The following is a 25,992-nucleotide window of genomic DNA, read 5'->3' as shown; positions in this document are numbered from 1 at the left end:
TCGTCGAGAAATGAATTCATTTATTGCGTGGTTTAACACAGAGTCTTTTATACATCCATTTATAAAATCTGCTATCGCACACTTATGGTATGAAATTATACATCCTTTTGAAGATGGTAATGGTCGAATAGGAAGAAATTTAGTAGATAAAATACTTGCCAATAGCTTTTCTGATTCCATTCGAACCATTGGTTTTTCATCTTATATATCAAGAAATAAAGGGGAGTATTATCGTCAATTAGAGTTCAATTCTAAAGGTAATATGGATATAACAGGTTTTATTCATTATTTTTTAAATGCAATTCAAGGAGCTATTGAATTATCTAATCAAAAGCTAGATAAACTTTTGAAGAGAGATAACTTCTGGAAAAAATATGCTCAAGTAAAATTTAATGATCGTCAGATAAAAGTAATCAATAAAATGCTTAAAGATGATTTTGAAGGAGGTATGAATAATAGAAAATGGAGTAGAATGACTAAATGCTCTTTTCAGACAGCAACAAGAGATATTGAATATTTATTAGAATTAAACATTTTGGTGAAATCATCTGAAGGAGAGAGAAATAAGAATTTTGTATTGAAGTAAATGTTAAAGTCAATATTTTTTTAACTTCCAAAATCATCAAAAAAAGCACTAAACTATTTTGTACACTATTTGTCCGCTCAAAATCAAAAAAACACCTTAACACTATCAAAAAAGCAGATTTTAAGAGTGTTAGTAAGTTCTTGTATCGGAATTGACCAATGGTATGTATAAGTTAAACTTGATACCACAGAAATAGCAGAGAATTACCAAACGAAAATAACATCTTTTGATAGCTCAGCAGATCTAAGGAAAAGCTTTTATGAATTGAAGTTAGAACAATCAGATAAAGCGAGTAAATCTCGATGGGGGCAAATACTTACAATGGAAGAAAACCTTAGAGTATTGCAATATGAAGATCGATTAAGAATGATTGACCTTCATCTGCAAGAAGATAAAGAGGCATTAAATAGCAACTATCAGAAACAACTGAAAAGTGCTTATCAGGAGAATAAAGAACCGAGGATAATATTGATTGCTTTATTCTTTCTTATTGATTTAGGTATCGTATTCGGTTATTTGTTCATCGTTTACTAACGCTATCAATCAGTTAAAGAACTGAATACTTTGGTGAAAATAAAGCCGAATTGGAAAACAGCACTTACAACACTACATCAAGAACTATATGACCATGACATTGAACATGGAAATCATAACGATAAAGGCGGTTTACAGAGTACCGACCTTCTTTCTTCAATCAAAGAAAAAGAGGAAGCTCTATTCTTGGCAATTAAAAATGGTTGTAGAGATATGAGAAAACTATGCAGTTTAGGGTTTATTCCCTCACAAGTTAAACAAGCTTTAAAATAGCTAAACTAATTTTATTACAAATGGAAAATTTATAAGAATAAGTAATCGCTCTTTATGAAGAAGAGCTTTCTTATCGAAAAATTGGGGCAGAAGTAGGTTTGTCTCATGGAAAAGTAGGAGAGATTATCAGAGGTATAAACTCTCTACAAGGAAATGCTCCAGTTAATGAAATGGAGAAGTTGAAGCAAGAAATGGTTCAAAAAGAAATGCCTATGACCCTTAAGAAAGCAAAAGTAAAGAAGAAAAAGTCTAAGAAAGACAAGGAGGCTAAAGCCATGAAAAAGCAATTGGCTCAAATGCAAAATGACTTATTGATTTCTCAAAAGAAATTAAAGAAGAGTCAATTTGAAGCAGAACGTCTAAATGGAATATTAGAACGTCAAGATCAAGAAATCCGATTACAAGGTGAGTTGTCAGCTTATTTTGAAGACTTACTAACAATGAAAGATAAGGCTTTTGAACATGAAGAATTATTACACTCTTTCAATTTCTTATGGGAATGGAAGGTAGAGGTTTCAGGATCTCCATTGCTTTATAAGGTATTCAAGGAGGAATATATCTTAGCTTCAAAACTTTCTGATTCTTTCGAACAAGGATTACGAAAGTTTGATGAAAGTAAACTTATAGAAAAGGTGGATTTCAATTTTTCACCAGAAGTAATCTCACAAATCAAATTATTTATCAAAAACTAAGTACAATGTTTAACGTAATATTGAAATGCTCAAAGGAGCAAAAGGAAGAATTCAACAACGAAGAAGAAATAGTAGATGTTGAAATGGATCAATCAGAAGAGGAAATTTCTGATGAGTTAGAGTCGGAAGAAGAAACCTTATCTGGAGGTTTTACCGATGAGTATTATCAGTTAATGGAAGAAAAAAGAAGAGTAACTATCGATATAGAACAATTACTTTTTGATTTTAAAATCTAGAACAGACTTCTCGAAAGGGGAGTCTGTTTAAATTTGGTAGTATCTACTCCCTATTGTAAATAAAAGTAATAATATAGGTTATTAAATTTTTGTTAAAAATAGTATTGAATAAATAGCACCTTTACAAAATGTATTAGCTTTTTGTCAAATTATCATTTGCCTATTAAAAATCTACTTTAAAATTATTGTAGTTTTACATTTGAATAGTAATGTATTGAATATGAGTACTATCCTTTAATAGATCTTATATATAAATAAGCAAGATGTCAGAATTAATAGTAAATAAATTGATACAAGGTATTTTATTAATGAATAATTTACCATTAAATATAATAAGTAAGACGATGTGTTTAGACTTATCTTTAAATGAACTTTACATACTTTCAAAAGAACTTGAAAATATTGGTTTATTCTCTAATGTAAGAGAACAGGAAGAAAATGTCTTTGCCAATCTTACCAAGAAGGGAGAAGATATAGCTTATGGATATATTTCTGATTTAATATCTTTAAATCAATAATTTTCCTGTTAATTCCCTTTTTTATATTGAGTAGGTGTTAAACCTGTTTGCTTTTTAAAGAACCGTGTAAATGATTGAGAGTCATCATACCCGCAGGCAAATGCTACTTGTTTAATACTATAATCAGATTTTAAAATAACTTTAGCTGTTTCAATCCTATTTTTAAGTAAAGAATCATTAAGATTTGCCCCTGTTAACTTTTTGTATTTATAATTTAAAGAACGGTAAGGAATATTTAAATTTTCTGCAATTTCTTTTATTGAAATATGAGGATTATTATACATTATTTTATGTATTCTTTCTATAAAAAAGTTATCGAAATAATTATCATTTTCTATTGCTTTAAATGGGAGAATAGAAGCAGAAATCATATATAGAAAGCCAGAAAATAGAAATAATGGTTTTTGATCAATATTTGAATTTTCTATTTCAATTAATTTATTATAATTATCTCCTATTAAAGAGTTTATTCTCATATTTATTAATATAGAATTAGGAATATTCATTAAGTTCTGATGAAAAGGTATTTTATCATGAAGGTATTTTTGTATGTCTTTTAAAAAGGATATCTGTATAAATTTTGCTTTACCCTTTCTTAGTATCATGAGTGAATTATGTGAATTCTTTTCACTTAATACTCTAAATTGAATTGAATCATCATCGTTATACTTTAAACCAAAGAATCTTAATAATAAAGACTCATACTTGTCAGTTAATTCTATTGTGTGATCTTTTTTTATTATGGCATCTACTATTGTTATTCTATGCCATTTTAACCAAGCATAAGACCTAAAAGTATATTTATAATAATCGCATTCTTTTGTGTTAAGAGAATTTGTAGTATTAAAATCAAATATAAAGTGCTTCATTATAAACTATTTAATTAGTTTTTTTGAAATGTTATTTCTTTTGTAAAATTTGTTTACATGTATTCTATATCAATACTTTACATTTGTGGAGTACTTAAAGTGGACAATAATTACTTTACCTAAATTAACAAGAATATGAACTAGGTGAAAACCTATTTTTTAGTTTGTATTCTTCTTATATTCAGAAGGGTTAATTCCAGTTTTTAGCTTGAAAAATCTAGAAAATGATTGAGTTTCCTCATACCCTAACGTTAAAGCTATACTTTTAATATTTTTATTTTCCCTTAAGAGGTTTTTGGCAATTTCAATTTTATTATTTGATATAGTTTCTTTTAGATTTTTTTGCGTGAGTTTTTTATAATAATATGTTAGTGACCTATATGAAACATCTAACTTTTGAGATACTTCTTGTATAGACATATTAGGCTTACTTTGGATTATTTCATGAGTTTTATTTACAAATAAATCAAAAAGGTCTTTATTGTCACTCTTATTATTATTAAGAGCATCTAACTCAATAACAAGATATAAAAATTTTATTATGACATTAATACTTCTCTCATGTTTTATGGATACAATTAACTTTTCAATTAAATTTTGACTGTAAGTACTTAGATTTATTTGTAAATAATTATTTTTTTCTAATAATCTTTGTCGACTATATTTAGGAGATTCTGATTTAATATTAAATAATTGAAATAACTTATAATTACCTCTTTTTAAGATGATATTAAAATCTATTTTATTGACTTCACTTAATGATATCAAATTTAGATCATAATCTAGAAGTCCGTAAATATGATTTTCACTTAACCGGTGAGAATCAGTTTGGATAAAATTAAAATCATTAATAACTATAATATCAATAAAAACAAATCGATCCTTTTCTAGCCATGGATAGATAATGAAATTCATTATGTAATCATCATCCACTTTTTTGAATTTATTCTCATTATTAACTGTATTTATATATTTGATTATATCTAGTATATCTTTCTTCATAATAACATGAAGATATATATTAACAGTATTACAAATACTCCGATCTCCTTCGGTTTGTAAAAACTGTTATTCTATTTTGAAAAAAAGTGAGCATTTTCAATGCTTTTATAGAGATATAACATTTTAATAGAAAAATATAACTCTTAAAATAATTAGTAGTAATGTTTGTAATTTTAGTAAAAATGTTAATCGTTTATCTAAATACTATTTTTAGATTGACTACTAATATATAGCACAATGATAACCCAATGTCTAATGGATATCTAAATAAATAGTATTGTTATTGAATAATCTCATTTATTCTAAGATAGGAATTTCATTATTTAAATTAACTCGAAATGTGATGAATACGCTATAACCTAATTTATAAAAAATGAGTAACAGTAAAGAAAGTATATAAGCATAAGAAGCCAAAAAATATATATTAAATTATGAAAAGTAAAAAAACTATAACTCTTGTAGCTATAATGTTGTTATCTAATTTTCTATTTGAGAGCATTAGTAATTAAAATTACTTTATTTGCTTTCACATGTTAATAATTAAGTAGGTTTGAAAGGTACAATCTCAGGAAGATGTGTGAGTTAAAGCTTATATTCCTGAAGGATTTATGGGTAATATTGTAGAAGAAAAGATATCTGTAGGTATAACATAACCATAAGCAGAGGAATAAATTATATGTATGAGAATGCATAAAAACTATAAAAAATACTATTGCAGAGTTACTCTAACTAATTCTTTACAAATCATAACCTATTAAATATGAAATTACTTTTTCTATTTCTTTAATTATTACCCATAACTTTATTTGCTCAGAAAAAAGATTTAACGGCAGAAAGAAAGGAGGAAATATTAAATTCTAGAAAAAACCGAAATATCTTACCTAATGAAATAGGAGTAGCGGTAGGTCCTGCATATTTATTTGATGATGAAGTTCTTAAAGCAGGATTCCATATTCATTATTCAAGACATATAAATAAAATTAGTATAGGTCTTGCTATGGCAAAAGTCATAGATAACACCCATCTATCATTTTTTGTTCCATTAAGTTACCGTTTTTATAAAGGCCTTGGAATAAGTTATGCACCTGGTGTATTGAGAGTTGAAGAAAATGAAATTGTACAATATAAATTTGTAAATCATTTAGAACTTAATTAAACTGTTCCAATATCAATAAATTGGGATATAGGTCCTTCCATAGGCTATAGTAATGCAAAAGGTAATAGTCATTTAATGATTGGTGTTCATTGTGGTTATAGTTTTGGTAGCTATTGAATTAAAGGATAATTAGATTACTTAATCAGGTTAACCTGAGAAGAGGTAAATAAGATTATTGGATTATGAAAATCAATTTTACTAATGATATGATTTTTATTTAAAAACACAGATTTCTGAATAAGTTTTATTTACTATAGTCTTAATTTAATACTAAATATAGTTATTAAAATAATGGATAGAGATGATAGTAAAAAAAGACTTCTTTATACATATATTACCACCTTAAATAATTGAATATTAATTTATTATGGATGTTTTAAATATTGTTGCTTTATGTATATTATTCTTTCTCTTTATATTTTTGACATATGCTGTTATTTATATTCATGATATTCCATATGAAATAGCAAAAAAAAGAAATCACCCACATAAAGATGCTTTGCAGGCGGCAGGTTGGGTGAGTTTATTTTTGATGCATTCTATTTGGCCATTTTTATGGATTTGGGCATATTATTACCCAATTAATAATCAAAATATTTCAGATGATATTTCTCAGCTAAAGAAAGAATTAGAATTAATTAAAAATCAACTCCCAAAATAGAAATATGGAAACTCTCATCATGCTGACATATATAGGTATAGCCTTTTTGGCTTTTAAAGTCTTTCACATACCTGTAACAAAATGGAGTTTGACAACAACAGGTATAATCGGTTTCTTTATTATTTTCTTTATTATAGTACTAATGGATTATAACCATCCATTTACTTCAAATGCTCGTATTTACTTTGTGACAACACCAATAATTCCTAATGTTTCAAGTGAAGTAAAGGAGCTACGCATTAAAGGGACAAACCAAGAAGTAAATAAAGGTGATACTTTATTTATTATGGATCACACTAAATTTTATGGTAGAATAAAAGTAATAAGATCAAAATTAGATTTAGCTGAAATTAGATTAAAAGAATACAAAGAGCTATATAAAGTGAGAGCTGGATCTAAGTTTGATGTAGAAAGTACACAAGAAGAAATAAACCAGTATAAGGCACAATTAATTGAAGCTAATTACAATTATAAATCTTGTTTTGTTACAGCTCCATCTGATGGTAAAGTGATACAAAATAGACTTAGAGAAGGTATGAGAGCTGTTCAATTCCCTTTAAGACCTGTAATGACATTTATTAAAGATGAGAAAAAGTATTTAATAGGATCCTTTCCTCAGAATCCATTACAGAGAATTGAAATAGGAAACGATTCAGAAATAATTTTTGATGCTATACCTGGTAGAGTTTTTCACGGAAAAGTTGTGGAAGAAGGATCTGTTATTTTTCAGGGTGAATTACAAGCCTTTGGAACGTTACATAATTTTGACTTAGGGCTTGAACAAGGAGCTGTTCCAATTGTTATTGAAATAACTGACGACTTAAGCCAATATACATTACCAGGAGGTAGTAAAGCACAATTAGCAATTTATACAGAATACGTTGAACCAATGAAATTAGTTCGGAAAGTTTTATTAAGAATGAAAGGTTGGTTGAACTACCTAATGTTATAATAAAAAGTAATAAACAAGCTTCATTATATTTTTACTTAAACCTTATTCAGTCATGAAAAAAGTAATTCTTTTAGTTAGTTTATTTTTCACAACATTATCATTAACCTATGCTCAAAAAGCAATATTGAAAGTAGAAAAAGTTGGAGAGTCAGTTGTTCCAGGTGCTGTAATGTCTTCTATAGAAGATCAATTTGATGATGCATATATAGAAAGTATTTCTATTATACCTACTGAGCTTATTTCTGATGATTATGAGATATCATACAAAAAACCTATTACTAGCTTTGCTTCTAAAAATTATGAAGTTGAACTAGTGAGTAATAACTTTCATGGGAAAATTTATATAAATGATAAAGGAGAAGTTATCCTGACCAAAGAGCAAATAACTGATGGAAAACTACCTAAAAAAGTCAATCAATATATAAAAGACAATTATCCTGGTTGGGTTATTATAAAAACATACCAAACAATAAAGTCTAATCAAGATAAAGGGAAGAGTGTTTATTGTATAAATATCACAAAAGGAAAGAAGCAAAAAGCAGTCTATTTTTCTGAAAGTGAAAATTATTTAAAGGATTCAACTAATTAAAGTATGAGCAAAGAGCAATATTATAAGTGGTACTTTTATATCTCTGGGCTTATAACTACGTTAGGTGCTTTACCTTCAATGTTATCTCCTATTAAAGGAACCTTATTAACTATGGGTTTTGATATTTCAAACTATCAATTTATTTATCCTTTGGTAGGTCATTGGGGTACTATGGTTGTAGGGATAGGAATTTTAATATTTTTGTGTGCTAATAACATTATATTACGGAAATATATTATTTGGTACTCTATAATTGAAAAAACTTATTTAGTATTAAGTAGTTCATTCTTGTATTATATCTCTCCTGAAATTGGACAATATTATTTTTTAGCAATAATATTAGACTCTCTTCAGGTATTGGGAGGACTTATATTCGTTTTTACTAAAAATGAAAGATAATTATATTTTTTCCTTTGAAGAGATAAAGGAAATATCAAAATTATATACAGAGATATCTCGTTTAGGTAATAATATTATTACTAATTCATATCACAATAATGATATTAATATAACTAGAGAAGATTGGGATATTCTCTACTTATTGTATAAAAATAATGGTTTAACTCAAAAAGAAATTAGTGTAAAACTTAATAAAAATAGGGCGTCAATTACAAGTAGTATTAATCATTTAGAAAAGAAAGGATTAGTAACTCGTGCTTTAAATGTTCATGATAAACGTTCTAATAATATTTATTTAACCAAATTGGCCAGAGAAATTAAAGGTAATTTGTTTGATATAACTGATAAAGTTATTCGAGATATTTTTAAGGGATTAACACGAGAAGAATATGAAAATTTGATGCTTATTTTAAATAAACTCTTAAATAATATTCAAAATATTAAGTAACCCAAATTAATTAAAAATGAAAAAAATATTTCAAATACTAGTTACAACTATTATAATGTTATCTATGTTTATTTCATGTGATGACAGAGGACCTGATACTGCAGGTGAAGCTGATATAGTTGCTACAGAATATAATGAAGAAGCAAAAGACAATGGTGATTTTTCATCTGCTTCAACAGTTTTAATCCCACCTTATGTAACAGATGTATCAGATTCAGGTTTTTCAAGAGATACTCCTTCTTCTGGGAGTATAGATCAAGAAATATTAGATCAATTATCAAGACACTTTATTGATAGAGGATATACTGTTACTTCTGATACAACTGAAATAACTGATTTAGTAGTAACCTCTTACAAATTTTCAAATTGGAATATATCTTATGCAACCTATTGGCCTGATTGGTGGTGGGGTTATTGGGGGTATTCTGATTGGTGGTATGATCCTTACAATTGGGGAGGAGGTTACTATCCAGGTTATTGGGGCTATCCTTATACTGTTTCTTATGCCTATGAAACAGGGTCAATTTTAATTGAAATAGTAGATAATAGAAACGTAATTACAGATTCAGATAATGAAAATATAAAAAGAAAACCAATTATTTGGGCAGGTGTAACTAATGGTATTTTAACGAATACTTATGATGAATTAAATCGTATTGATAATGCGATAGACCAAATGTTTAAACAATCTCCATATATCATTAAAAAGTAATTACGATGAAAAATATATTAACCTTAAACCTATTGTTGTTATTATTGCCAATAAGTGTCTTGGCACAAGAAAATGGATTTATCGCACTATCATATTCTATGGGCTTTACATCGGGTGAAACTAAAGATTTTATCGATGAAGGTAGTTTTAGAGGATTTGAATTTTCGTATAGAAGAATGTTGACTTCTAAACCAATAAGTTTTGGTATTAATTCAGGATATAATAATTTTTACCAAAATAAAGGATATAACTCTTTTGAGTCTAATAATGTTATATTATCTGGAAATACATATAATTATATTCATATAGTGCCTATACTTGCTACTTCCTACTATTATTTTGGGCAAGAAGGAGGAATTCGACCTTATGCAGGATTAGGAATAGGAACATATTATTTTTATAAAGAAAATTTAGTTGGATCGATTTCAGCTACTACTCGAGATTGGTATTTTGGCTTAGCACCTGAAATAGGAGCATTAGTACCACTTGGTGAAAGTGGTCTTAATTTTATTGCTAATGCAAAATACAATTATGCAGTAGATGAAGAATTTTGGGGAATAAATGTGGGATTAGCTTTTGGTATGTAATTATGAACTTTAAGTTTATTCATAGTTATTTATTCTTCGTTGTTGTATTAATATTTACGTTAGTAGGTAACGAATTAAATGCTCAAGTAAGACGAACAACTGTAGTACATTCATGTAATCATTGTGGGTATCATGGGAATACTTATGTGCATCATGGGCCTACATATATTCATCATGGACCAACTGTAGTACATGGAGGTCCCGTTGTTGTTCATGTAGGTCCACCTATAGTTGTTCATCCTGCTTATGTTGGAGCCCCAATGTGGGGACCTTATTGGCACCCTGTTGGATATACTGTAGCTACTATTGCAGCAACAGCTGTTATTGTACATGCAATAGATGAAAATAATAATAGTAAAGACTTTTATTGTGATAATGGTGTTTATTATGAAAAAACAGATAATGGTAAATATCAAGTGGTTGCAGCTCCCATTGGATCTACAATAAAAAAGTTACCTAAAGGATATATTACAATAGTAATGGGTGGAAACACTTATTATTATTATGCAGGTAATTATTATAAGTCTATCAATAATAACTATACTGTGATTACAGCACCAATGAACGCTGTAGTTACAGTATTACCAGAAGGTACAAAGACAGTAATTGTTGATGGGAAAACGTATTATACTTGTAATGGTGCTTGGTATAAAGCAGAAACATCAGATTCTGGGAAGATTGAATATATAGTTGTATCACCTAAAAACTAAAAATATGGCAAAAATAGAATCTCTTCATTATGAGCATGAAGTATGGGAAAAAGAGTTGAATTTTTATAAAGAGCAAATAGCTTTATATAATGATAGAATACAAGAATTGGCTTCAAAGAATACTGGTCATGAGATGAGAGTACATTTATCTCAAATTGAGAATAAATTTAAAGTTCAGTCGGAACAGATTGATATTCTCTATCATGATATTAAAAAACATGAATCTCATTTAGCAGATCTTGTAAAAGTAAATGAAATAAAAGCTTTACATACTCAATTTGATGATCATTCAGAAATGCATAATCGATTTAATTCTTTTTTGAAAAACTATGGAGAAGTTAAAAAAGAGTTTTTAAGATTTTGTCAAGAGTGGCTTTAATTATTAACCATAACTCAAAACTATTATGTCTAAAATAGGATTAATAAAAATTGATCACCACGGAGCTATATTCTATTCTTTAGGAGGTGAAAGTGAAAAAGTTGTTGATATCATACATCCTTATGACCCTAATAAACATAGATGGCACCTTCATAAAAAATTTAAATCTAATTGGAAGGGTCAAAGAGCAAGTGAAGATCATCATTTCTTTAAGGAACTTATTAATGATATGCGATCATTTGATGGTTTAGTAATAGCATCTCATGGTAAAGGAAAAAGTAATGAAGGTATATTATTTGAAAAGTTCCTTGAAAAACATCATAAAGATTTACACAAAATTGTGATTAGTCAACTTGATATTGATGATCATCATATGACTGAAAATGAGTTATTAGCGCAAGTTGATCATGATAGTATTTTAGAGCATATCAAAAAGTAATTTAAAGGTAAATACTGCTTTTGTAATTTGTAAGATATTGTTATTTAGTTGATTACTGTAGAGATGTTATAGGTAGCTAATCTTTGAAAGATAGAATTTTGGTTTGTAACTCTTGTAGAAGATGATGGAACATCAATAAAATAAAATGAAAGTGGATTTGTTTTATAAATGATATGTAGTATTACCAATTGAAGTAAATTAATTATATGTGCTTAGATCTGAATAAAAATATTCTATTAATCGTCATTGTATTTCTATTCTCGTGTAGCGGAGAGAATGAAAGTCAACCTATTACTCTTAGTCCTGAAGATTATCCAGTGGAAGTCATTGAATACACAGATACATATTTTACAAATGACTCCATTGTTAGTGTTGAATATGATAATTATGACACTATAGTTTTACTATCTAATGATGTGAAGCTGACATTTAATGACTTTTTTCAAATCATCTCTATCATATCGGAAAATGGTCAACCTTTACCAGATGATGTAATTCCTGAAGAAATTTTGATTTATGTAAAAGCTAATTATCCGTCAGAATATATAACAGCTTGGCAATTAAAAGAAAAAGAAAAGGTTCAGATTGTTACATTATCTAATTATCAAATGTTGAGTTTTGATTTACTGGGTAATATTATTAGTTGATAGAAAAGGTAATATTCACTTTTAGTACATCATACAGATGATAAGAGAGAATTTAAGTACGATAAGCATACAGAAAAAGTATTGTCTTATGCAAAAGCTAAAAATTACACTATTGTAAATATGGCAAATGATTGGAAGACAGTATTTGATTAAAAAAAAGAAACATAAAACATTCATTATAAGTCGATTAACTATGCTTTTGTTTCTCATAACAACATCAATATCTTTAGCTCAAGATAAAGGAGATGAAGCATCAAATGCAAATAACCCTTTAGCAAATTTAAAAGCATTTAATATTCAATTTAATTATGCTACTAATTTAACAGGAACAGAAGGAAGTAATATGATTACTTCATTCAGATATGCCCAACCTATTGGGAGAATTTTATTTAGAGTTACCTTACCTACAATGACTTTAAATAGGCCAGCAAATCAATCATCAATTTCTGGTTTAGGTGATTTTAATTTATTTGCTACTTATTTGGCTACTTCACAAACATCTCCTATTCAATTTGGTATAGGCCCAATGGTATTTGCACCTACTTCAACAGGAGTAGCAACCACAACAAGCCAAGGAAATATTCTAAATAATTATGATGTTAGTCTTGGTGCTAATAATTGGCAAGTAGGTGGTGCTATTGTTATTTTTGTTGCTAAATCAAAACAATTTCAATGGGGAGGTTTAATTACTTGGAACGTGGGAGTAGGAAATGATTCAAAACTAGAAGATTCACAAGGGAATGCTTTAAAGGCAGATGAAAATTTAGCAGCAATTCAACCTTTCTATTTCTTTCAATTAGGTAAAGGAAATTACCTTAGGGGAGCTCCAATCTGGACAATGGATTTCACGAATAATAATTATAATTTTCCAATAGGTATTGGTTATGGTAAAATTTTAAAATTAGGAAGCACTGTATTTAACCTATTCTTAGAACCTCAATATTCAGTTTATTCTCAGGGAGTTGGCCAAAGTAGTTTTCAGATTTTTAGTTCTATAAATATGCAGTTTTATGGAGGAAAGAAATAATATTTAAGCTTAATATAATTCTTTGTAAAAGACACTTAAGTGCAGATAAAGGTCTCTCTGATGTTCCATTTTTTAAGTGCTTTTAAAGCTTAGACTTCTATATTATACTTAGTGAAAGATGAAAATAAAATAATAAATAAATGTTTTATTCAAAGATTATATGTAATACGTTATTTTGTGATGTTGAGATAAATAAAATATTTATCATTAATTGTTCAGAAAGTTTAAAATTAATTTTATGAAATTTTTAATCAAATTAATTGTTGTCTTATTGATATTAAGTTCTTGTTCAAAAGAGAGTAATGAAAAGGCTCAAACAGAAAAGGGACTTAAAAGTAAGCAACCTAATATATTATTACTTATTGGTGATGATATATCATTTGCAGATTTGGGTATGTATGGTTCCGAAATAAATACTCCAAATATGGATAAGTTAGCAAAGGCAGGTATTAGATTTACCAATTTCCATGCTTCTCCAGTATGCTCAGTAACTAGATCAATGTTGATTTCAGGTTGTAATAATATTGAAGCAGGATTAGCGACTTTTGATTATTCGATTTATCCACCAACCAAAGGTAAAAGAGGATATGAGGGCTATCTTACAAAAGATGTTGTGGCAATAAGTGAATTATTTAACGATGCGGGTTATGAGGTGTATAAATCAGGAAAGTGGCATTTAGGTGGAGAAGCTAGAGGAGGTGAAGGTCCATTAAAATGGGGTTTTACAAAAGAATTCGGAATATTATCAGGTGGATCAAACCATTGGAATAATTTGGCTATGACTCCTAATTTTGCCGACCCAGATTATATGCATAAACGAAGGGTAGAAGAATGGACTCTTAATGGTAAACCTTTCAATCGACCAAGTGGAGTATATTCAGGTGAAATATACACGAAACATATGTTGAACTTTATCAAAGACGGTGCAAAAAATAACAAACCTTGGTTTTCTTGGATGGCATTTACCACAGCACATTTTCCTGTACAAGGGCCACCAGAATTAGTTGAAAAATATTATGAAAAATATTTAAAACTAGGATTTAAAGGTTTAAAACATCAAAGATATGAAAGTTTAAAAAAACATGGTTTAATTTCTCATGAAGCTACTGAAGCTAAAGAGAATGATTTAACAATGGATTGGGATAATTTAAGTCAAGATCAGAAAAAATATCAAGCAAAAGTGATGGCCAATTATGCGGCTATGATTGAAGATCAAGATAGAAGAATTGGTCAGATAATGGACTATTTAAAGAAATCAAACCAATTAGATAACACGTTGATTATTTATCTTACAGATAATGGAGCAGAAGGGTTAGAACCAACAAATCCAAAAACAGGAAATGCACAATTCCAACAATGGATTGCAAATAATTTTAGTACTGAATTTGATTCTATTGGAACTGCAAATTCAATTAATACAATAGGAACTTCTTGGGCGAATGCAACTACAGGAGATCTTAGTTACTGGAAATGGTTTGTAGGTGAAGGTGGAATAAGAGTGCCAATGATGATTTTACCTCCTGGTGCATTAAATGAAAAATATGATAAAGCTGGAGAAGTATCTAATGCTGTTGTATCTGTTATGGATCTTCCAATGACAATACTAGATTATGCTAATATTAAACACCCAGGCACTAAATATAAAGGAAGGAAAGTATATAAACCTTCTGGAATTTCTATGAAACCTTTCTTAGAAGGAAAAAGCAATAATGTTAGGGGAGATAAAGATTGGTATGCTTTTGAGCTATTTGGAAACTGCTATTTAATGCAAGGTAATTATAAAGCCATTAAAGTCCGTCCTGGAATGTTTGGTGATGGCAAATGGCATTTATATGATGTTGTTAAAGATCCTTCAGAATCTAAGCCATTGGAAGGTGAACATCCTGAAATATTAAAAAATATGCAGTCGACTTATATAAAGTATGCGAAAAACCATAACATTATAGATGTTGATGAAAGTTGGAGTCCTTTTGCAGCTGCTAGTGCTAGTGACAATGGACGTTAATTATTAATGGTTAACATTGTTGCTAATGAATCATGGTTTTTTTAAACCATGATTCATTATTCTATTATTTTGGTACTTTTTCTAAAGTATTTATTTTGATAAATAGTAAAATATAGAGAATTATGTTTATAGCTAAAAAAATTATTTTAGGTACATTTTTAATATTTGTTAGTTTATCAAATAATGCTCAAGATAATAATCATGTAAAAAAAGACTCAACGCAAAAAAAGAATCTAAGTATTGTACCTTTTCCGAGTTTAGCACACAATAAGGTGTTAGGTTGGGGAGGAGGAATAAATATTTCTCTTAATTATAAATTGAACCCTAAAAAAGATAAAGTATCTCCACCAAGTATGACACTAATAACTCCTATGTACTTTGAAAATAATTCTTGGTATATAGGTTTATTTCAGCGGTTATATTTTAAGGAAGATAAATGGAGGTTACAACTAATGGGAGGGTATCAAGATGTCAATTATCAATTTAATACTGAGTCCTATTTACCAAATATAGGTGGTCGATTTATTTCTTATGAATCGAAAGGTTTTGGATTAATAGTTGATGGAACAAGACAATTAATCCCAAATCTTTTCGTAGGAATTCAATATAGAACATCTATGAATACTCTTGATTTTGAAGATAATCCAATTTTATCAGAAATCACGAAGTTATTTAGAACAGATCAACTTTGGGAATCAGGTTTAGGTGCTGTTGTTTACTATGATACCAGAAATAATGTTACAAATCCATCTAAGGGAATGTACGGTTATTGTAAATCACTTTCTTATTTTGATGCAATAGGTTCAGATGTTACATATAATGGTATTGAATTACAATATTCATATTATGTTAAACCTATAGATAAAATGATTTGGGCAACACAATTTTACGGGAATTATTTGTGGGGTTCTGTTCCTTTTAATGATGAAAATATTATGGGGTTTTCTGGTCCAATGTTTCAAGATTTGAGAGGATTATAATTCCCCCCAATGTTAGGACTGCTTCAGGGGTATTACTAATAATTTTTTTGAGAGATTCAACTCTTAACCTCATACAAAAACTATTTTATGACTTGTCAAGGCTGGTCTGTGTAGCGCTTGCGGCAGACCATTCATCTTGGCCTTTACAATTCATGGAATATGTTTTTCTTTTTGGTGATGAGTTTGTTTCTCGGTTTCCCATTTCAAAGATATCAACTGGTCTTTGATTATCAATAGAACTATGTCTCCTTTTTTCATTATAATAATGCATATATTCAATAACACCTAATGATAATTGATGACTATCCATGTAGGAATATTTGTATAGTTTCTCATATTTCAAGCTTCACCAAAATCGTTCTATAAATATATTATCAGTGGCTCTTCCCTTACCATCCATACTGATTGTAATTCCTTGATTAAGTAAGTATTCAGTGAACACATCACTTGTGAATTGTGCCCCTTGATCTGTGTTTACTATCTGAGGAGGACCATGTTTTTCAACACATTCTTGTAAGATATCTTTACACCACTCTGATTCCATTGTATTAGATACTGACCAACCTACAATATACCTGCTATAAACATCAATAACAGCAATTAAATACATAAAACCACTCTCCATCGGCAAGTAGGTGATATCTGTTGCCCAAACTTGATTTACCTTGTCAATATTCATATTACGAAGTAAATAAGGGTACTTTTTATGCTCTTTAATCCCTTTTGAAGTATGAGGACCTGGTACTAATGCTTGGATATCCATAAGTTTATAAAGGCGTTCTACACGTTTTGAATTGACTAACAGTCCCTGATCTTTACGTAGCCATGTAGTCATACTTGGAACGCCCATGTGAGGATGTTCTGTGTACTTATTGTCAATCATTTTCATCAACTTGAGATTCAACTCTGACTCCCCTTTAGATTGATAATAATAACTTGATTTATGGATACCTAACAATTTACATTGATGAGTTATACTAAGCTCTGAATGAGCCTTATCGATAATTAATTTTCGCTCGGAAAGTGATTTATTTACGATAAGGCTTTCTTTAAAAAATCTACTTCAACTTGAAGTTTACCAATCTTAGCATAAAGTTCCTCTTCTTTTCCTTCAGCAACTTTTTCTTTCTGTTTTTTATCTCCTGTTTTATCAAAAACACTAGATGCACCTTCAAGAAATTCTTTCTTCCAACTACTAATTTGTGCAGGATGAAGATCATATTTCTTAGCTATTTCTGTTACTGTGCTTAGCTCTTTAAGAGCTTCTAAAGATACTTTTGCTTTGAACTCAGCTGTAAATTTTCTTTTACTTTTCATAATACTGCAATTTAATTTATTTTTAACTTAAGTTGCAGTCTGAATTAAGGGGGGAACTATAGACTTCATGAGACGAATTGATACTTTTTATAATTAATTTTAGTATTTCTTAATTCACTACAAAATTATTAAAACAGCTATTTATTAAGCTAACTTAATGGTTGAGGGATAAATAAATTAAAAACAATTACTAAAATGACTGAAATAACAAATAAAAACGCAGAATTCGATCAAATATTAAATGCCTTAACCTTAGAGGAGATAAAAAATTATGTGATAGGTTATGCTGAAATAAATGAGTCATTTAAAAATGAATTTATTAGCTCTTTTACCAATAAAAATGATGATCAGTTAAAAATAGATTTCTATCGTCAGGAAATAAGAAATATATTTAGAAAGTATGCTAATAGAGGCTATATAGATTATCAATTTGCAGGAAGTTATGAACATGATATTTATGAGAAATTAACGCTTCCTGCAGAAAGATTATGTAAAAAAGGGATCTATTATGAAGCATTTTCAATGGTAGCAGCTAATATTTTAGAATTGCAAGAAGGGTTTGAATGTGTTCATTATGAAACTGAATTGTATGATATTTTTAAAGAAAATATAGATATTCTTCAAGAACTTCTTTCAAAAGAAATACCAATAGGTCTTCTTCAAGAAATTTATATATGGTTAGAAAAAGAAGCACGAAACCCTATTTATAAAGAGTATGTTTATGAGGAGGCAGATAGACTGGAAGAGCTTAGATTAAAAACTAAAAAAATAATAGAAACTATAAACTAACAATAATGGCAAGAGTAGTTTACGGAAAAACTTGGTGGGGACAACAATGGTTGAATGCTTTAACGGATATAGATTGGAGTAACCGTTTGCCAAGAGGAAAAGCCTATGCGAATAAAGGAGCAGTATTAAATTTGGAAATAGCGGACAAAGGTATCAGCTCAAAAGTAGAAGGGTCTTACAGTAATTTTTATACCCAAACACTTAAAGTAAAGAAGTTTACAACTTTAGAAAAAGAACAAATAATTGAGGCTCTTTTGGATAATGAGTTACTCGTAGCGGAGTTGTTGAATGGTACATTAAGTAAAGAGCTAATCAATATAACAAACCGCTTAGGTATTTCTATTTTTCCCTCTTCTTGGGAAGGTTTATCCATGTCTTGTTCTTGCCCAGACTTTGCTGTTCCTTGTAAACACCTGGCGGCTGTTATTTATACGTTAGCGTTAGAAGTGGATAAAAATCCATTTTTAATATTTGAATGGAAAGGGTTAGATATATTGCAAGAGTTAAAAAGTAAATCCAATCTTACGTTAGATAATAGTGTAAATATTGTAGATGTTGAAACTTATTTTGTTGATACAAACACTATAGAAGAAGGAAGTAAGTCAACATTAGAACAAATTGACTTCTCAACGATTCCAGATTTAACGGCTAATGTATTTACTTTTTTAGAAGAGAAGCCTCATTTTTCAGAAGGTGATTTTAAAAATATTCTTTATAAGAATTATCAAAAAGTAATAAGACTTACAAAAAAAGAATTTGAAATAGAGAGGGATGAAACCTTATTGAATCGATTAAAAAGAAAAGATGATTTCACTTTTGTATTTGATGAACATCTCGATTTATGGGAAATTTTAGGATTAGAGAATAATCAATTCTCCCCCTTTTTTATACAAAGAAAAAACTTAAAGTCAGATTTTATAAATACCATTATTCAAATTGAAGAAGCTGAAAAAGAACAATACCCATTGTTTGTACAACAACTTCGAAATATTTATTTATTGTGTGTAAAGTTGATAAATAATGGGGCCTTTTTCCCTAAATTATTACAAAGAGATGGTGTCTATTTTATTCAATGGCTTCCTGCTGTTTTTTCAAAACCAGTAAAAGAAATAATAGATCAAATTGAAGAAGGATTATTACAAAGTAATGTGTCAATAAAGACTTCAGAAGGAGTTAAATACTTATATAAAAAAGAAGCTGTAAATCTTTTATGTCATCTATTTATACAGTATTATTTGGCTAAAGATACCGTTCAATTAAATACAGAAGGCAACCTTCTCAATTTATTTTTCTACAATACAAAACAAAAGTTTAAGGGTGTAGGAGAAACAGAAATCCCAAGAAACATACATCAATGGCTTCAAAAATTCAATATCGTTCATAAAGAATTTGTTCCTGCTATTCAATTAAAAGAAGAGGAAGAACGCTATTTTGTGAATGTATTGGTTGAAAATTCAAAAGAATCAAGTGAACCTATTTTGTTAAGTGATTTTTGGAAAGATGAAAATTTGAAGTCACATAAATATGATTTACTTCAAGATTTGCTTTTAATATCCTCTTATTTTCCTGCTTTGAAAGAGCATATTCAATCCAAAGGGAAAATGCCTTTAATGTATGATAGTGAAGAAATCATAGAGGTATTATTTGATATTTTTCCAGTGATTGAACTGCTAGGTATTAATTTAATAATGCCGAAAGAATTGAAAAAAATTATAGCTCCAAGTAAATCATTGCGTGCTGATACATCAGCATCCGTAGATGAAGGAGTAGAAAGTTTTATGGATTTACAGAAGCTTTTACAGTTTAAATGGAGAATTGCACTTGGTGATGAACAACTTTCAAAAGAGGAGTTTATGCAAAAGTATGCTCACTTGTCAGGTCTTGTGAAAGTAAACAATCAATATGTCCTTTTTGATAAAAATGAGCTCAAGAAATTATTAAAGGAGATAGAAACACCTCCAACATTTAAAGCCAATGAAATAAGTCAAGCTTTATTTTCGGAAGAGATTCAAGGGAGTGCTTTGGAATTTACAGAGGAGTTGAGAAAGGGAATTCGAAAGCTGACAGATATTAAAGAAATACAAGAACCAGAGGGGTTACAAGCAACATTAAGACCTTATCAAAAAGCAGGTTTTGAGTGGATGTATAGAAATACCAAAGTAGGTTTTGGTAGTTTAATTGCCGATGATATGGGACTTGGAAAAACATTACAAGTCATTACATTATTATTGAAATTAAAAGCAGAAAATTACTTTACCCAAAAGAAGGCTCTCGTAGTTGTTCCTACGAGTTTATTGACCAATTGGCAAAAAGAAATTCAACGTTTTGCTCCCGATTTATCTGCTTTTGTGTATCATGGTAGTAACCGAAAAGTAGAAGAGGAATTCGATATACTTATCACTACTTATGGGATGGTTCGTAATTCAAAAGATGATCTTAAAAAGATGAAGTGGGCAGTGATGGTTATCGATGAAGCTCAGAATATCAAAAATACGGCAACTCAACAAACCAAATTAATAAAAGCAATAAAAGCGGACACTTACATTGGTATGAGTGGTACACCTGTTGAAAATCGTTTGTCTGAATATTGGTCGGTGATGGATTTTGCCAATAAAGGATATTTAGGCACACTTTCTAATTTCTCAAAAACGATTGCTAAGCCAATTCAAAAAGATAGAGATAAAGAGGTATTAGAAAGATTTAAGAAAATCACTCAACCTTTTATTTTGAGAAGATTAAAAACAGATAAATCCATTATTTCAGATTTACCTGATAAGATTGAAAAGAATCAGTTTATAAATCTTGCACCTGAACAAGTTGCCGTTTATGAAAAGTTTGTTCAATCTGCTTTAGAAGAAGTAGAGCAAAACGAAGGAATGGCTAGAAGAGGATTGGTATTAAAAATGATGCTTGGATTAAAGCTAGTCTGTGATCACCCAACATTATTATTGAAGAATAAATCAAATATTGACCCTTTACATTCATCAAAAGCACTAAGACTATTTGAACTAATAGATGAAATAATTGCTAAAGGGGAGAAAGTATTAGTATTTACCCAATACAAATCGATGGGTATGCTTTTGCAAAAGTGGTTAGAAAAACGGTTACTAAAAAAGCCTCAATTTTTGCATGGTGGTTCTTCAAGGAAAGAAAGGGATTTAATGGTAGAAAATTTTCAAAATAATCGTACAGATAATGTATTTTTATTGTCATTAAAAGCAGCAGGAACAGGTTTAAATTTAACAGCAGCAAACCATGTCGTTCATTTTGATTTGTGGTGGAACCCAGCGGTAGAAGCGCAAGCAACAGATAGAGCCTATCGTATTGGTCAAAATAAAAATGTGATGGTGCACCGAATGATTTGTAAAGGCACAATCGAAGAAAAAATAGATCAAATGATTCAACGTAAAAAAGAATTATCAGAGCTCACTGTTGCAGAAGGGGAGTCTTGGATTGGAGATTTGAGTGATGATGAATTAAAAGAAATGGTACAACTTTCAGATATAGAATAATTAAGATGGATAAACTAAAAATTAAACAAAGACAAGCAGAAATTGAAGGGATAATTTCAGACTTTTGTGAAAAACATCTTAATAGTGAATATCGAGATTTAAGTATAAAACTATTACAGAAGTTGGGAAGAAAAAGAGATGTGCCTTTTTCTAAAGGAAAACTAGATATATGGGCAGCATCTATTATCCATACAATAGGATCTATTAATTTTCTGAGCGATAATTCTTTTGAACCTTATATGACTTTAAGTGATTTATGTGATAAGATGGCTTTAAAATCAACTACCGTTGGAAATAAAGCGGGTGAAATAAGAAAACTACTAAAACTAACGAGGTTTGATGAGGAATTTAGTACGCAAAGATTGGTAGAAAATAACCCTTTTCGTAAAATGGAGGAACTTCAGATGTTATTTGCTCCCGTATTGGTGGATGGTGAATATGTAGATATCAGGTCTCTTCCAGATGAAATTAAGGAGGAAGTGATTGAAGCAAGAAAGGAAGGCCATGAAATGGAATATAGAACTAAATAAATTATTGTAAAATCTCCTTCAACATCGTCTTTCTTGCTCTATTATCAATATTATGAACGGCTATGCCAAAAGCTTTTCGAGTACCTACAAAAATAGCCATTTTCTTGGCTCTTGTTAAAGCGGTATAGATAAGGTTTTGGTATAACATATTAAAATGCTGCATGACAACGGGAATAATCACCACATCAAATTCAGACCCTTGTGATTTATGAATGGTAATCGCATAGGCTAAATCAAGGTCAATAATATCTTGCTTTTCATAATAAACGGTTTTAGCATTTTCTCCTTTTCCATAATCTACTGTAAGTTGAACATTAGCTGTATCAATGGAAGAAATTTTACCAATGTCACCATTAAAAACTTCAAGGTCATAATTGTTTCTTTTTTGAATAACTCTATCGCCTATTCTGAAAATACGATCACCGATAGTTAGACTCGCTTTTCCTTGTGCTTCAGGATTACAAGATGCTTGTACCAACTGATTCAGGTTTCTAGCACCCATACTTCCTACAGTCATAGGCGTAAGAATTTGTGTTTCAAGGTGAACTCCGACTTTTTCTTTTATTGTTTTTCCATAAAGGCGAACCACCATTTCTGAAGCAACAAAACCATAATGTAAGCTGGACCAAGGGTGAATGTCATCCATAATAGTTTTCAAAGCAGAAGCATGATCTTCTGATTTTATTAAGGTTGGTAGATCTGCATGTAGATAATGATTAGGAATATTAAAGATAAAAGATCGAGCCCCTGTTTTCTTTATTTCTTCAATTTCAAATTCTGAAGTTGTATGAATGTAAATATCATCTTCTTGTGTGATGGATTTATAGGTATCCTCTTCACCTTCAACTCCTCTTTCTTTCATGAAAGCGACTCCTTCATTTTGGATGACATACTTCATGGATTGTGTCATTTTCTTAATGAACTGTTGCTGTTCTTTTGTCGCTTCTTCAGAGTCAATAAATAAGCAATCCGTATTTTCATTCCATATTTTAGGGGAGTTAATAGGAGATTCAATACGAGGGATTTGTCTTTTAATAATTTGATGGGCAAACTTAATAATCTGACTTTCTTGTGCCTGACGGAATACTTTTTTAAGATGAAAACAAGAAACTACCTCACTTTCAATTAAGTCTTTTAAAACATTACCTGCCCCAACAGAAGGCAACTGATTTGGATCACCGATAAACAAAACTTGAGCAGAAGTAGGAATCGCTTTTAATAAAGAAGAGGCGATAGAAATATCCAACATAGAACATTCATCTATGATAATAAAATCTACTTCTAAAGGATCTTCTTCATTTTTTTTAAACTGACCGGTATTGGGTTGCCATACTAATAAACGATGAATGGTTTGTGCTTCTCTACCAATAACTTCCCCCATTCGTTGCGCAGCACGACCAGTAGGAGCCGCAAGTAAAACTCTTTTCTTCATGGCTAGAAGCAGCTTTACTAATGCTTTTGTAGTGGTTGTTTTCCCACATCCAGGACCACCCGTTAAAATAGAGAAAGGTTGTTGAACCGCACCAAAAACAGCATCGAACTGCTCATCACTAAGAGGGAATTCTTGTTTGGAATTGAATAAATTGAGCCATTTTTTCACTCTTTCTGCATCAACATTTATTTTCTGAGATAAAAAAGATTTGACAATTTTAGCGGTATTCAATTCATCATAATAAAGTGATTTAGAATAATAACATTTGATTTCTAACTCACCCATATTTTTCATTCTTGTTCTGAGGTCATTCTCCTTCTCCATTGCTTCAATTTCAGCAACCACAAGATCAGCATAATCTTCTTTTAATAAAGCTTTTACATTTTGCTGAATAATTTCCATTTCAAGATAACAATGCCCCTGTTCTCTACTCGCCGAAAGCACATGACTAATCGCAGCTCTTAATCTTTTAGGGCTGTTTTTCTCAACGCCCATACTCAGCGCAATTTTATCTGCAGAGAAAAAACCAATACCATAAATATCTTTAGAAAGTCGATAAGGGTTTTCTTTAAGAATTTTGATAGCATCATTGCCATAGGTTTTATAAATCTTGACAGAATATAAAGTACTCACACCAAATTCTTGAAGAAAAAGCATCACATTTCTAATTTCTCTGTGTTCCGTCCAAGAAGCTTTTATCCGATCTAATTTTGTAGTGGCAATACCTGTAACTTCCGTAAGTCTTTCAATATTCTCTTCAAAAACTTCCAAGGTATCTTTTCCGAAGTGATTGACAATTCGTTTTGCAATTTTAGGACCTACGCCATAAATCAACCCAGAACCAATATATTTTTCCAAGGCAGAAGAACTTGCAGGTTTTTTCTCAATGGTATTATGAGCTTTAAATTGTTCTCCAAACTTAGGATGTGTAGTCCATTCACCCTCAAACTCTAAAGTAGCTCCTGCAAAAACATTAGCTTGGTGTACAGTAACAGTTACTTGTTCATGAGGTCTATCCGCAGGATTTACTCTAATGACTGTCCATCCATTTTCTTTATTGTGATAGGTAACTCTATGTACTATGCCTTTGAATTTTTCCACTGCTTGTCTGGAATTTATAATTTAATGGTAGTATAGTGATTTTTTAAAATTAATATACAAAACCAATAAAGTATATATTATGATAAGAATTAACTATGGACTTCGTTTTAATATAAATGTTAAAATCAATATTTTTCAAATCTCAAAAATCCTCAGAATTATTGTTTGTTAAAGTTATATACTATCTGTCAGTTCAATTTTCAAAAACACCTTAAATACTATAAAAAACGTAGGTTTAAGAGGTATTGGCAAGTAGGTATAAAAATATAGCTTTAATGATATGGAAAAGAGGGTTTGGCCCTCTTTTTTTGTGCTTTCTATTTTTTTGATAAGAAATATTAGTGTCAATGACTAATTAATGGACTTATTGATACTCTTTGATAATTTTCAACTAATATTAATTGCACTTTTAATTGTGCATTTATTGGTTTTTTTGTGTTTTTAATAGTGCGTTTTAGTTTTGAGTGAATTTTCGATTGAAAAATGAGAACATTATATCAAAAGTTTGAGACTTTAATCAGACATGTAAATATTGATTTCAAGCGTTATATATATGAAGAAATATCTTGGTATAGTAGAATGATTGGAATAGTTGGCCCTAGAGGAGTGGGAAAAACAACCATGATATTACAATTTATTAAAGAGAACTTAGATACTAAAAAAGCATTGTATGTCTCGGCAGACGATATGTATTTTGGGCAAAATTCGCTTTATGATTTAGCTGATACGTTTTATAAAAATGCAGGAGAATATTTATTTATCGATGAAATTCATAAATATTCGGATTGGTCCAGAGAATTGAAAAACATTTATGATTCATTTCCAGATTTAAAAGTAGCTTTTACTGGCTCTTCTGTTCTTGATATAATAAAAGGATCTTCAGATCTAAGTAGAGGGCATTGATGTATCA

Annotated in this window: 31 protein-coding genes; 25 read left to right on the top strand and 6 right to left on the bottom strand. The window is 29.7% G+C overall.

The window, feature by feature from the left end; genetic code table 11:
- The 6 genes from ACXAHM_RS22940 to ACXAHM_RS22915 all read left to right on the top strand — a co-directional run.
- On the top strand, positions 1-586 hold a 586-nt coding region (locus ACXAHM_RS22940; protein WP_474965467.1), incomplete at its 5' end, for a Fic family protein.
- 264 nt (positions 587-850) lie between these two features.
- The gene (locus ACXAHM_RS22935) at positions 851-1,120 is read left to right on the top strand and encodes a hypothetical protein (RefSeq protein ID WP_474965465.1); all 270 of its coding nucleotides are present in this window, start codon (positions 851-853) and stop codon (positions 1,118-1,120) included.
- 33 nt (positions 1,121-1,153) lie between these two features.
- Positions 1,154-1,393 carry a hypothetical protein gene (locus ACXAHM_RS22930; RefSeq protein WP_474965463.1) on the top strand — a complete coding sequence of 80 codons (240 nt, stop codon included), beginning with the start codon at positions 1,154-1,156 and terminating at the stop codon, positions 1,391-1,393.
- 98 nt (positions 1,394-1,491) lie between these two features.
- Entirely contained in the window at positions 1,492-2,085 is a 594-nt protein-coding gene (locus tag ACXAHM_RS22925) for a hypothetical protein (RefSeq protein ID WP_474965461.1), read from the top strand.
- A 5-nt stretch (positions 2,086-2,090) separates the two neighbouring features.
- Positions 2,091-2,321 carry a hypothetical protein gene (locus ACXAHM_RS22920; protein WP_474965459.1) on the top strand — a complete coding sequence of 77 codons (231 nt, stop codon included), beginning with the start codon at positions 2,091-2,093 and terminating at the stop codon, positions 2,319-2,321.
- Between the two features lie 263 nt (positions 2,322-2,584).
- A complete protein-coding gene (locus ACXAHM_RS22915) occupies positions 2,585-2,839 on the top strand; it encodes a hypothetical protein (protein ID WP_474965457.1) in 255 nt (84 codons plus the stop codon).
- Positions 2,840-2,847: 8 nt separating this feature from the next.
- Here ACXAHM_RS22915 and ACXAHM_RS22910 read toward each other — a convergent pair whose 3' ends face one another.
- A complete protein-coding gene (locus tag ACXAHM_RS22910) occupies positions 2,848-3,708 on the bottom strand; it encodes a helix-turn-helix domain-containing protein (RefSeq protein WP_474965454.1) in 861 nt (286 codons plus the stop codon).
- Positions 3,709-3,867: 159 nt separating this feature from the next.
- Positions 3,868-4,710, bottom strand: a complete 843-nt coding sequence (locus ACXAHM_RS22905) for a helix-turn-helix domain-containing protein (protein ID WP_474965451.1) — start codon at positions 4,708-4,710, stop codon at positions 3,868-3,870.
- A gap of 997 nt (positions 4,711-5,707) precedes the next feature.
- Here ACXAHM_RS22905 and ACXAHM_RS22900 point away from each other — a divergent pair.
- The 15 genes from ACXAHM_RS22900 (at position 5,708) to ACXAHM_RS22830 (ending at position 16,401) form a co-directional block, all read left to right on the top strand.
- Entirely contained in the window at positions 5,708-5,866 is a 159-nt protein-coding gene (locus ACXAHM_RS22900; RefSeq protein ID WP_474965448.1) for a hypothetical protein, read from the top strand.
- Between the two features lie 367 nt (positions 5,867-6,233).
- Positions 6,234-6,527, top strand: a complete 294-nt coding sequence (locus tag ACXAHM_RS22895) for a DUF3302 domain-containing protein (protein WP_474965445.1) — start codon at positions 6,234-6,236, stop codon at positions 6,525-6,527.
- A gap of 4 nt (positions 6,528-6,531) precedes the next feature.
- On the top strand, positions 6,532-7,479 hold the full coding sequence (locus ACXAHM_RS22890; RefSeq protein ID WP_474965443.1) for an HlyD family secretion protein: 948 nt from the start codon (positions 6,532-6,534) through the stop codon (positions 7,477-7,479).
- Positions 7,480-7,531: 52 nt separating this feature from the next.
- The gene (locus ACXAHM_RS22885) at positions 7,532-8,068 is read left to right on the top strand and encodes a hypothetical protein (RefSeq protein WP_474965441.1); all 537 of its coding nucleotides are present in this window, start codon (positions 7,532-7,534) and stop codon (positions 8,066-8,068) included.
- Between the two features lie 3 nt (positions 8,069-8,071).
- On the top strand, positions 8,072-8,467 hold the full coding sequence (locus ACXAHM_RS22880) for a hypothetical protein (RefSeq protein ID WP_474965439.1): 396 nt from the start codon (positions 8,072-8,074) through the stop codon (positions 8,465-8,467).
- On the top strand, positions 8,457-8,915 hold the full coding sequence (locus ACXAHM_RS22875) for a MarR family winged helix-turn-helix transcriptional regulator (RefSeq protein ID WP_474965436.1): 459 nt from the start codon (positions 8,457-8,459) through the stop codon (positions 8,913-8,915). The genes ACXAHM_RS22880 and ACXAHM_RS22875 overlap by 11 nt, the downstream gene beginning before the upstream one ends.
- A gap of 16 nt (positions 8,916-8,931) precedes the next feature.
- The gene (locus ACXAHM_RS22870) at positions 8,932-9,627 is read left to right on the top strand and encodes a DUF4136 domain-containing protein (RefSeq protein ID WP_474965433.1); all 696 of its coding nucleotides are present in this window, start codon (positions 8,932-8,934) and stop codon (positions 9,625-9,627) included.
- Between the two features lie 5 nt (positions 9,628-9,632).
- A complete protein-coding gene (locus tag ACXAHM_RS22865; protein WP_474965430.1) occupies positions 9,633-10,214 on the top strand; it encodes a hypothetical protein in 582 nt (193 codons plus the stop codon).
- Positions 10,215-10,216: 2 nt separating this feature from the next.
- On the top strand, positions 10,217-10,924 hold the full coding sequence (locus tag ACXAHM_RS22860; RefSeq protein ID WP_474965427.1) for a DUF6515 family protein: 708 nt from the start codon (positions 10,217-10,219) through the stop codon (positions 10,922-10,924).
- Positions 10,925-10,928: 4 nt separating this feature from the next.
- A complete protein-coding gene (locus ACXAHM_RS22855) occupies positions 10,929-11,303 on the top strand; it encodes a hypothetical protein (RefSeq protein ID WP_474965425.1) in 375 nt (124 codons plus the stop codon).
- Between the two features lie 25 nt (positions 11,304-11,328).
- Positions 11,329-11,742: a hypothetical protein gene (locus tag ACXAHM_RS22850; protein WP_474965422.1), complete on the top strand. Its 414-nt coding sequence runs from the start codon at positions 11,329-11,331 to the stop codon at positions 11,740-11,742.
- Positions 11,743-11,948: 206 nt separating this feature from the next.
- A complete protein-coding gene (locus ACXAHM_RS22845) occupies positions 11,949-12,389 on the top strand; it encodes a PepSY-like domain-containing protein (RefSeq protein WP_474965419.1) in 441 nt (146 codons plus the stop codon).
- A 193-nt stretch (positions 12,390-12,582) separates the two neighbouring features.
- The gene (locus tag ACXAHM_RS22840) at positions 12,583-13,416 is read left to right on the top strand and encodes a hypothetical protein (protein ID WP_474965416.1); all 834 of its coding nucleotides are present in this window, start codon (positions 12,583-12,585) and stop codon (positions 13,414-13,416) included.
- 238 nt (positions 13,417-13,654) lie between these two features.
- The gene (locus ACXAHM_RS22835) at positions 13,655-15,421 is read left to right on the top strand and encodes an arylsulfatase (protein WP_474965413.1); all 1,767 of its coding nucleotides are present in this window, start codon (positions 13,655-13,657) and stop codon (positions 15,419-15,421) included.
- Between the two features lie 122 nt (positions 15,422-15,543).
- Positions 15,544-16,401 carry a BamA/TamA family outer membrane protein gene (locus ACXAHM_RS22830; protein WP_474965409.1) on the top strand — a complete coding sequence of 286 codons (858 nt, stop codon included), beginning with the start codon at positions 15,544-15,546 and terminating at the stop codon, positions 16,399-16,401.
- Positions 16,402-16,486: 85 nt separating this feature from the next.
- Here ACXAHM_RS22830 and ACXAHM_RS22825 read toward each other — a convergent pair whose 3' ends face one another.
- From ACXAHM_RS22825 to ACXAHM_RS22815, 3 genes are read right to left on the bottom strand one after another with little or no spacing between them, the layout of a single operon-like run.
- The gene (locus tag ACXAHM_RS22825; protein WP_474965405.1) at positions 16,487-16,744 is read right to left on the bottom strand and encodes an IS3 family transposase; all 258 of its coding nucleotides are present in this window, start codon (positions 16,742-16,744) and stop codon (positions 16,487-16,489) included.
- 3 nt (positions 16,745-16,747) lie between these two features.
- Positions 16,748-17,440, bottom strand: coding sequence for an IS3 family transposase (locus ACXAHM_RS22820; protein ID WP_474965471.1), 693 nt, complete (start codon positions 17,438-17,440; stop codon positions 16,748-16,750).
- Positions 17,434-17,718, bottom strand: a complete 285-nt coding sequence (locus tag ACXAHM_RS22815) for a transposase (RefSeq protein WP_474965402.1) — start codon at positions 17,716-17,718, stop codon at positions 17,434-17,436. Before ACXAHM_RS22815 ends, ACXAHM_RS22820 begins: the two co-directional genes overlap by 7 nt.
- A 195-nt stretch (positions 17,719-17,913) precedes the next feature.
- Between ACXAHM_RS22815 and ACXAHM_RS22810 the strand changes: the two genes are divergently transcribed.
- From ACXAHM_RS22810 to ACXAHM_RS22800, 3 genes are read left to right on the top strand one after another with little or no spacing between them, the layout of a single operon-like run.
- A complete protein-coding gene (locus ACXAHM_RS22810) occupies positions 17,914-18,507 on the top strand; it encodes a hypothetical protein (RefSeq protein WP_474965398.1) in 594 nt (197 codons plus the stop codon).
- A gap of 5 nt (positions 18,508-18,512) precedes the next feature.
- Entirely contained in the window at positions 18,513-22,019 is a 3,507-nt protein-coding gene (locus ACXAHM_RS22805; RefSeq protein WP_474965394.1) for an SNF2-related protein, read from the top strand.
- Between the two features lie 5 nt (positions 22,020-22,024).
- Positions 22,025-22,549 carry a DUF6398 domain-containing protein gene (locus tag ACXAHM_RS22800; RefSeq protein ID WP_474965390.1) on the top strand — a complete coding sequence of 175 codons (525 nt, stop codon included), beginning with the start codon at positions 22,025-22,027 and terminating at the stop codon, positions 22,547-22,549.
- A gap of 1 nt (position 22,550) precedes the next feature.
- On the opposite strand, the gene recD2 is transcribed toward ACXAHM_RS22800, so the two are convergent.
- Complete coding sequence (gene recD2 / locus ACXAHM_RS22795) at positions 22,551-25,082, bottom strand: SF1B family DNA helicase RecD2 (protein ID WP_474965386.1); 2,532 nt, start codon at positions 25,080-25,082, stop codon at positions 22,551-22,553.
- 483 nt (positions 25,083-25,565) lie between these two features.
- On the opposite strand from recD2, the gene ACXAHM_RS22790 reads away from it, so the two are divergent.
- Entirely contained in the window at positions 25,566-25,985 is a 420-nt protein-coding gene (locus ACXAHM_RS22790; RefSeq protein WP_474965383.1) for an ATP-binding protein, read from the top strand.
- The last annotated feature ends 7 nt before the right edge of the window (positions 25,986-25,992 follow it).

The organism is Flammeovirga sp. AWQ4_249, assembly GCF_056161045.1.
This window is presented reverse-complemented; position numbering and strand designations above follow the sequence as displayed.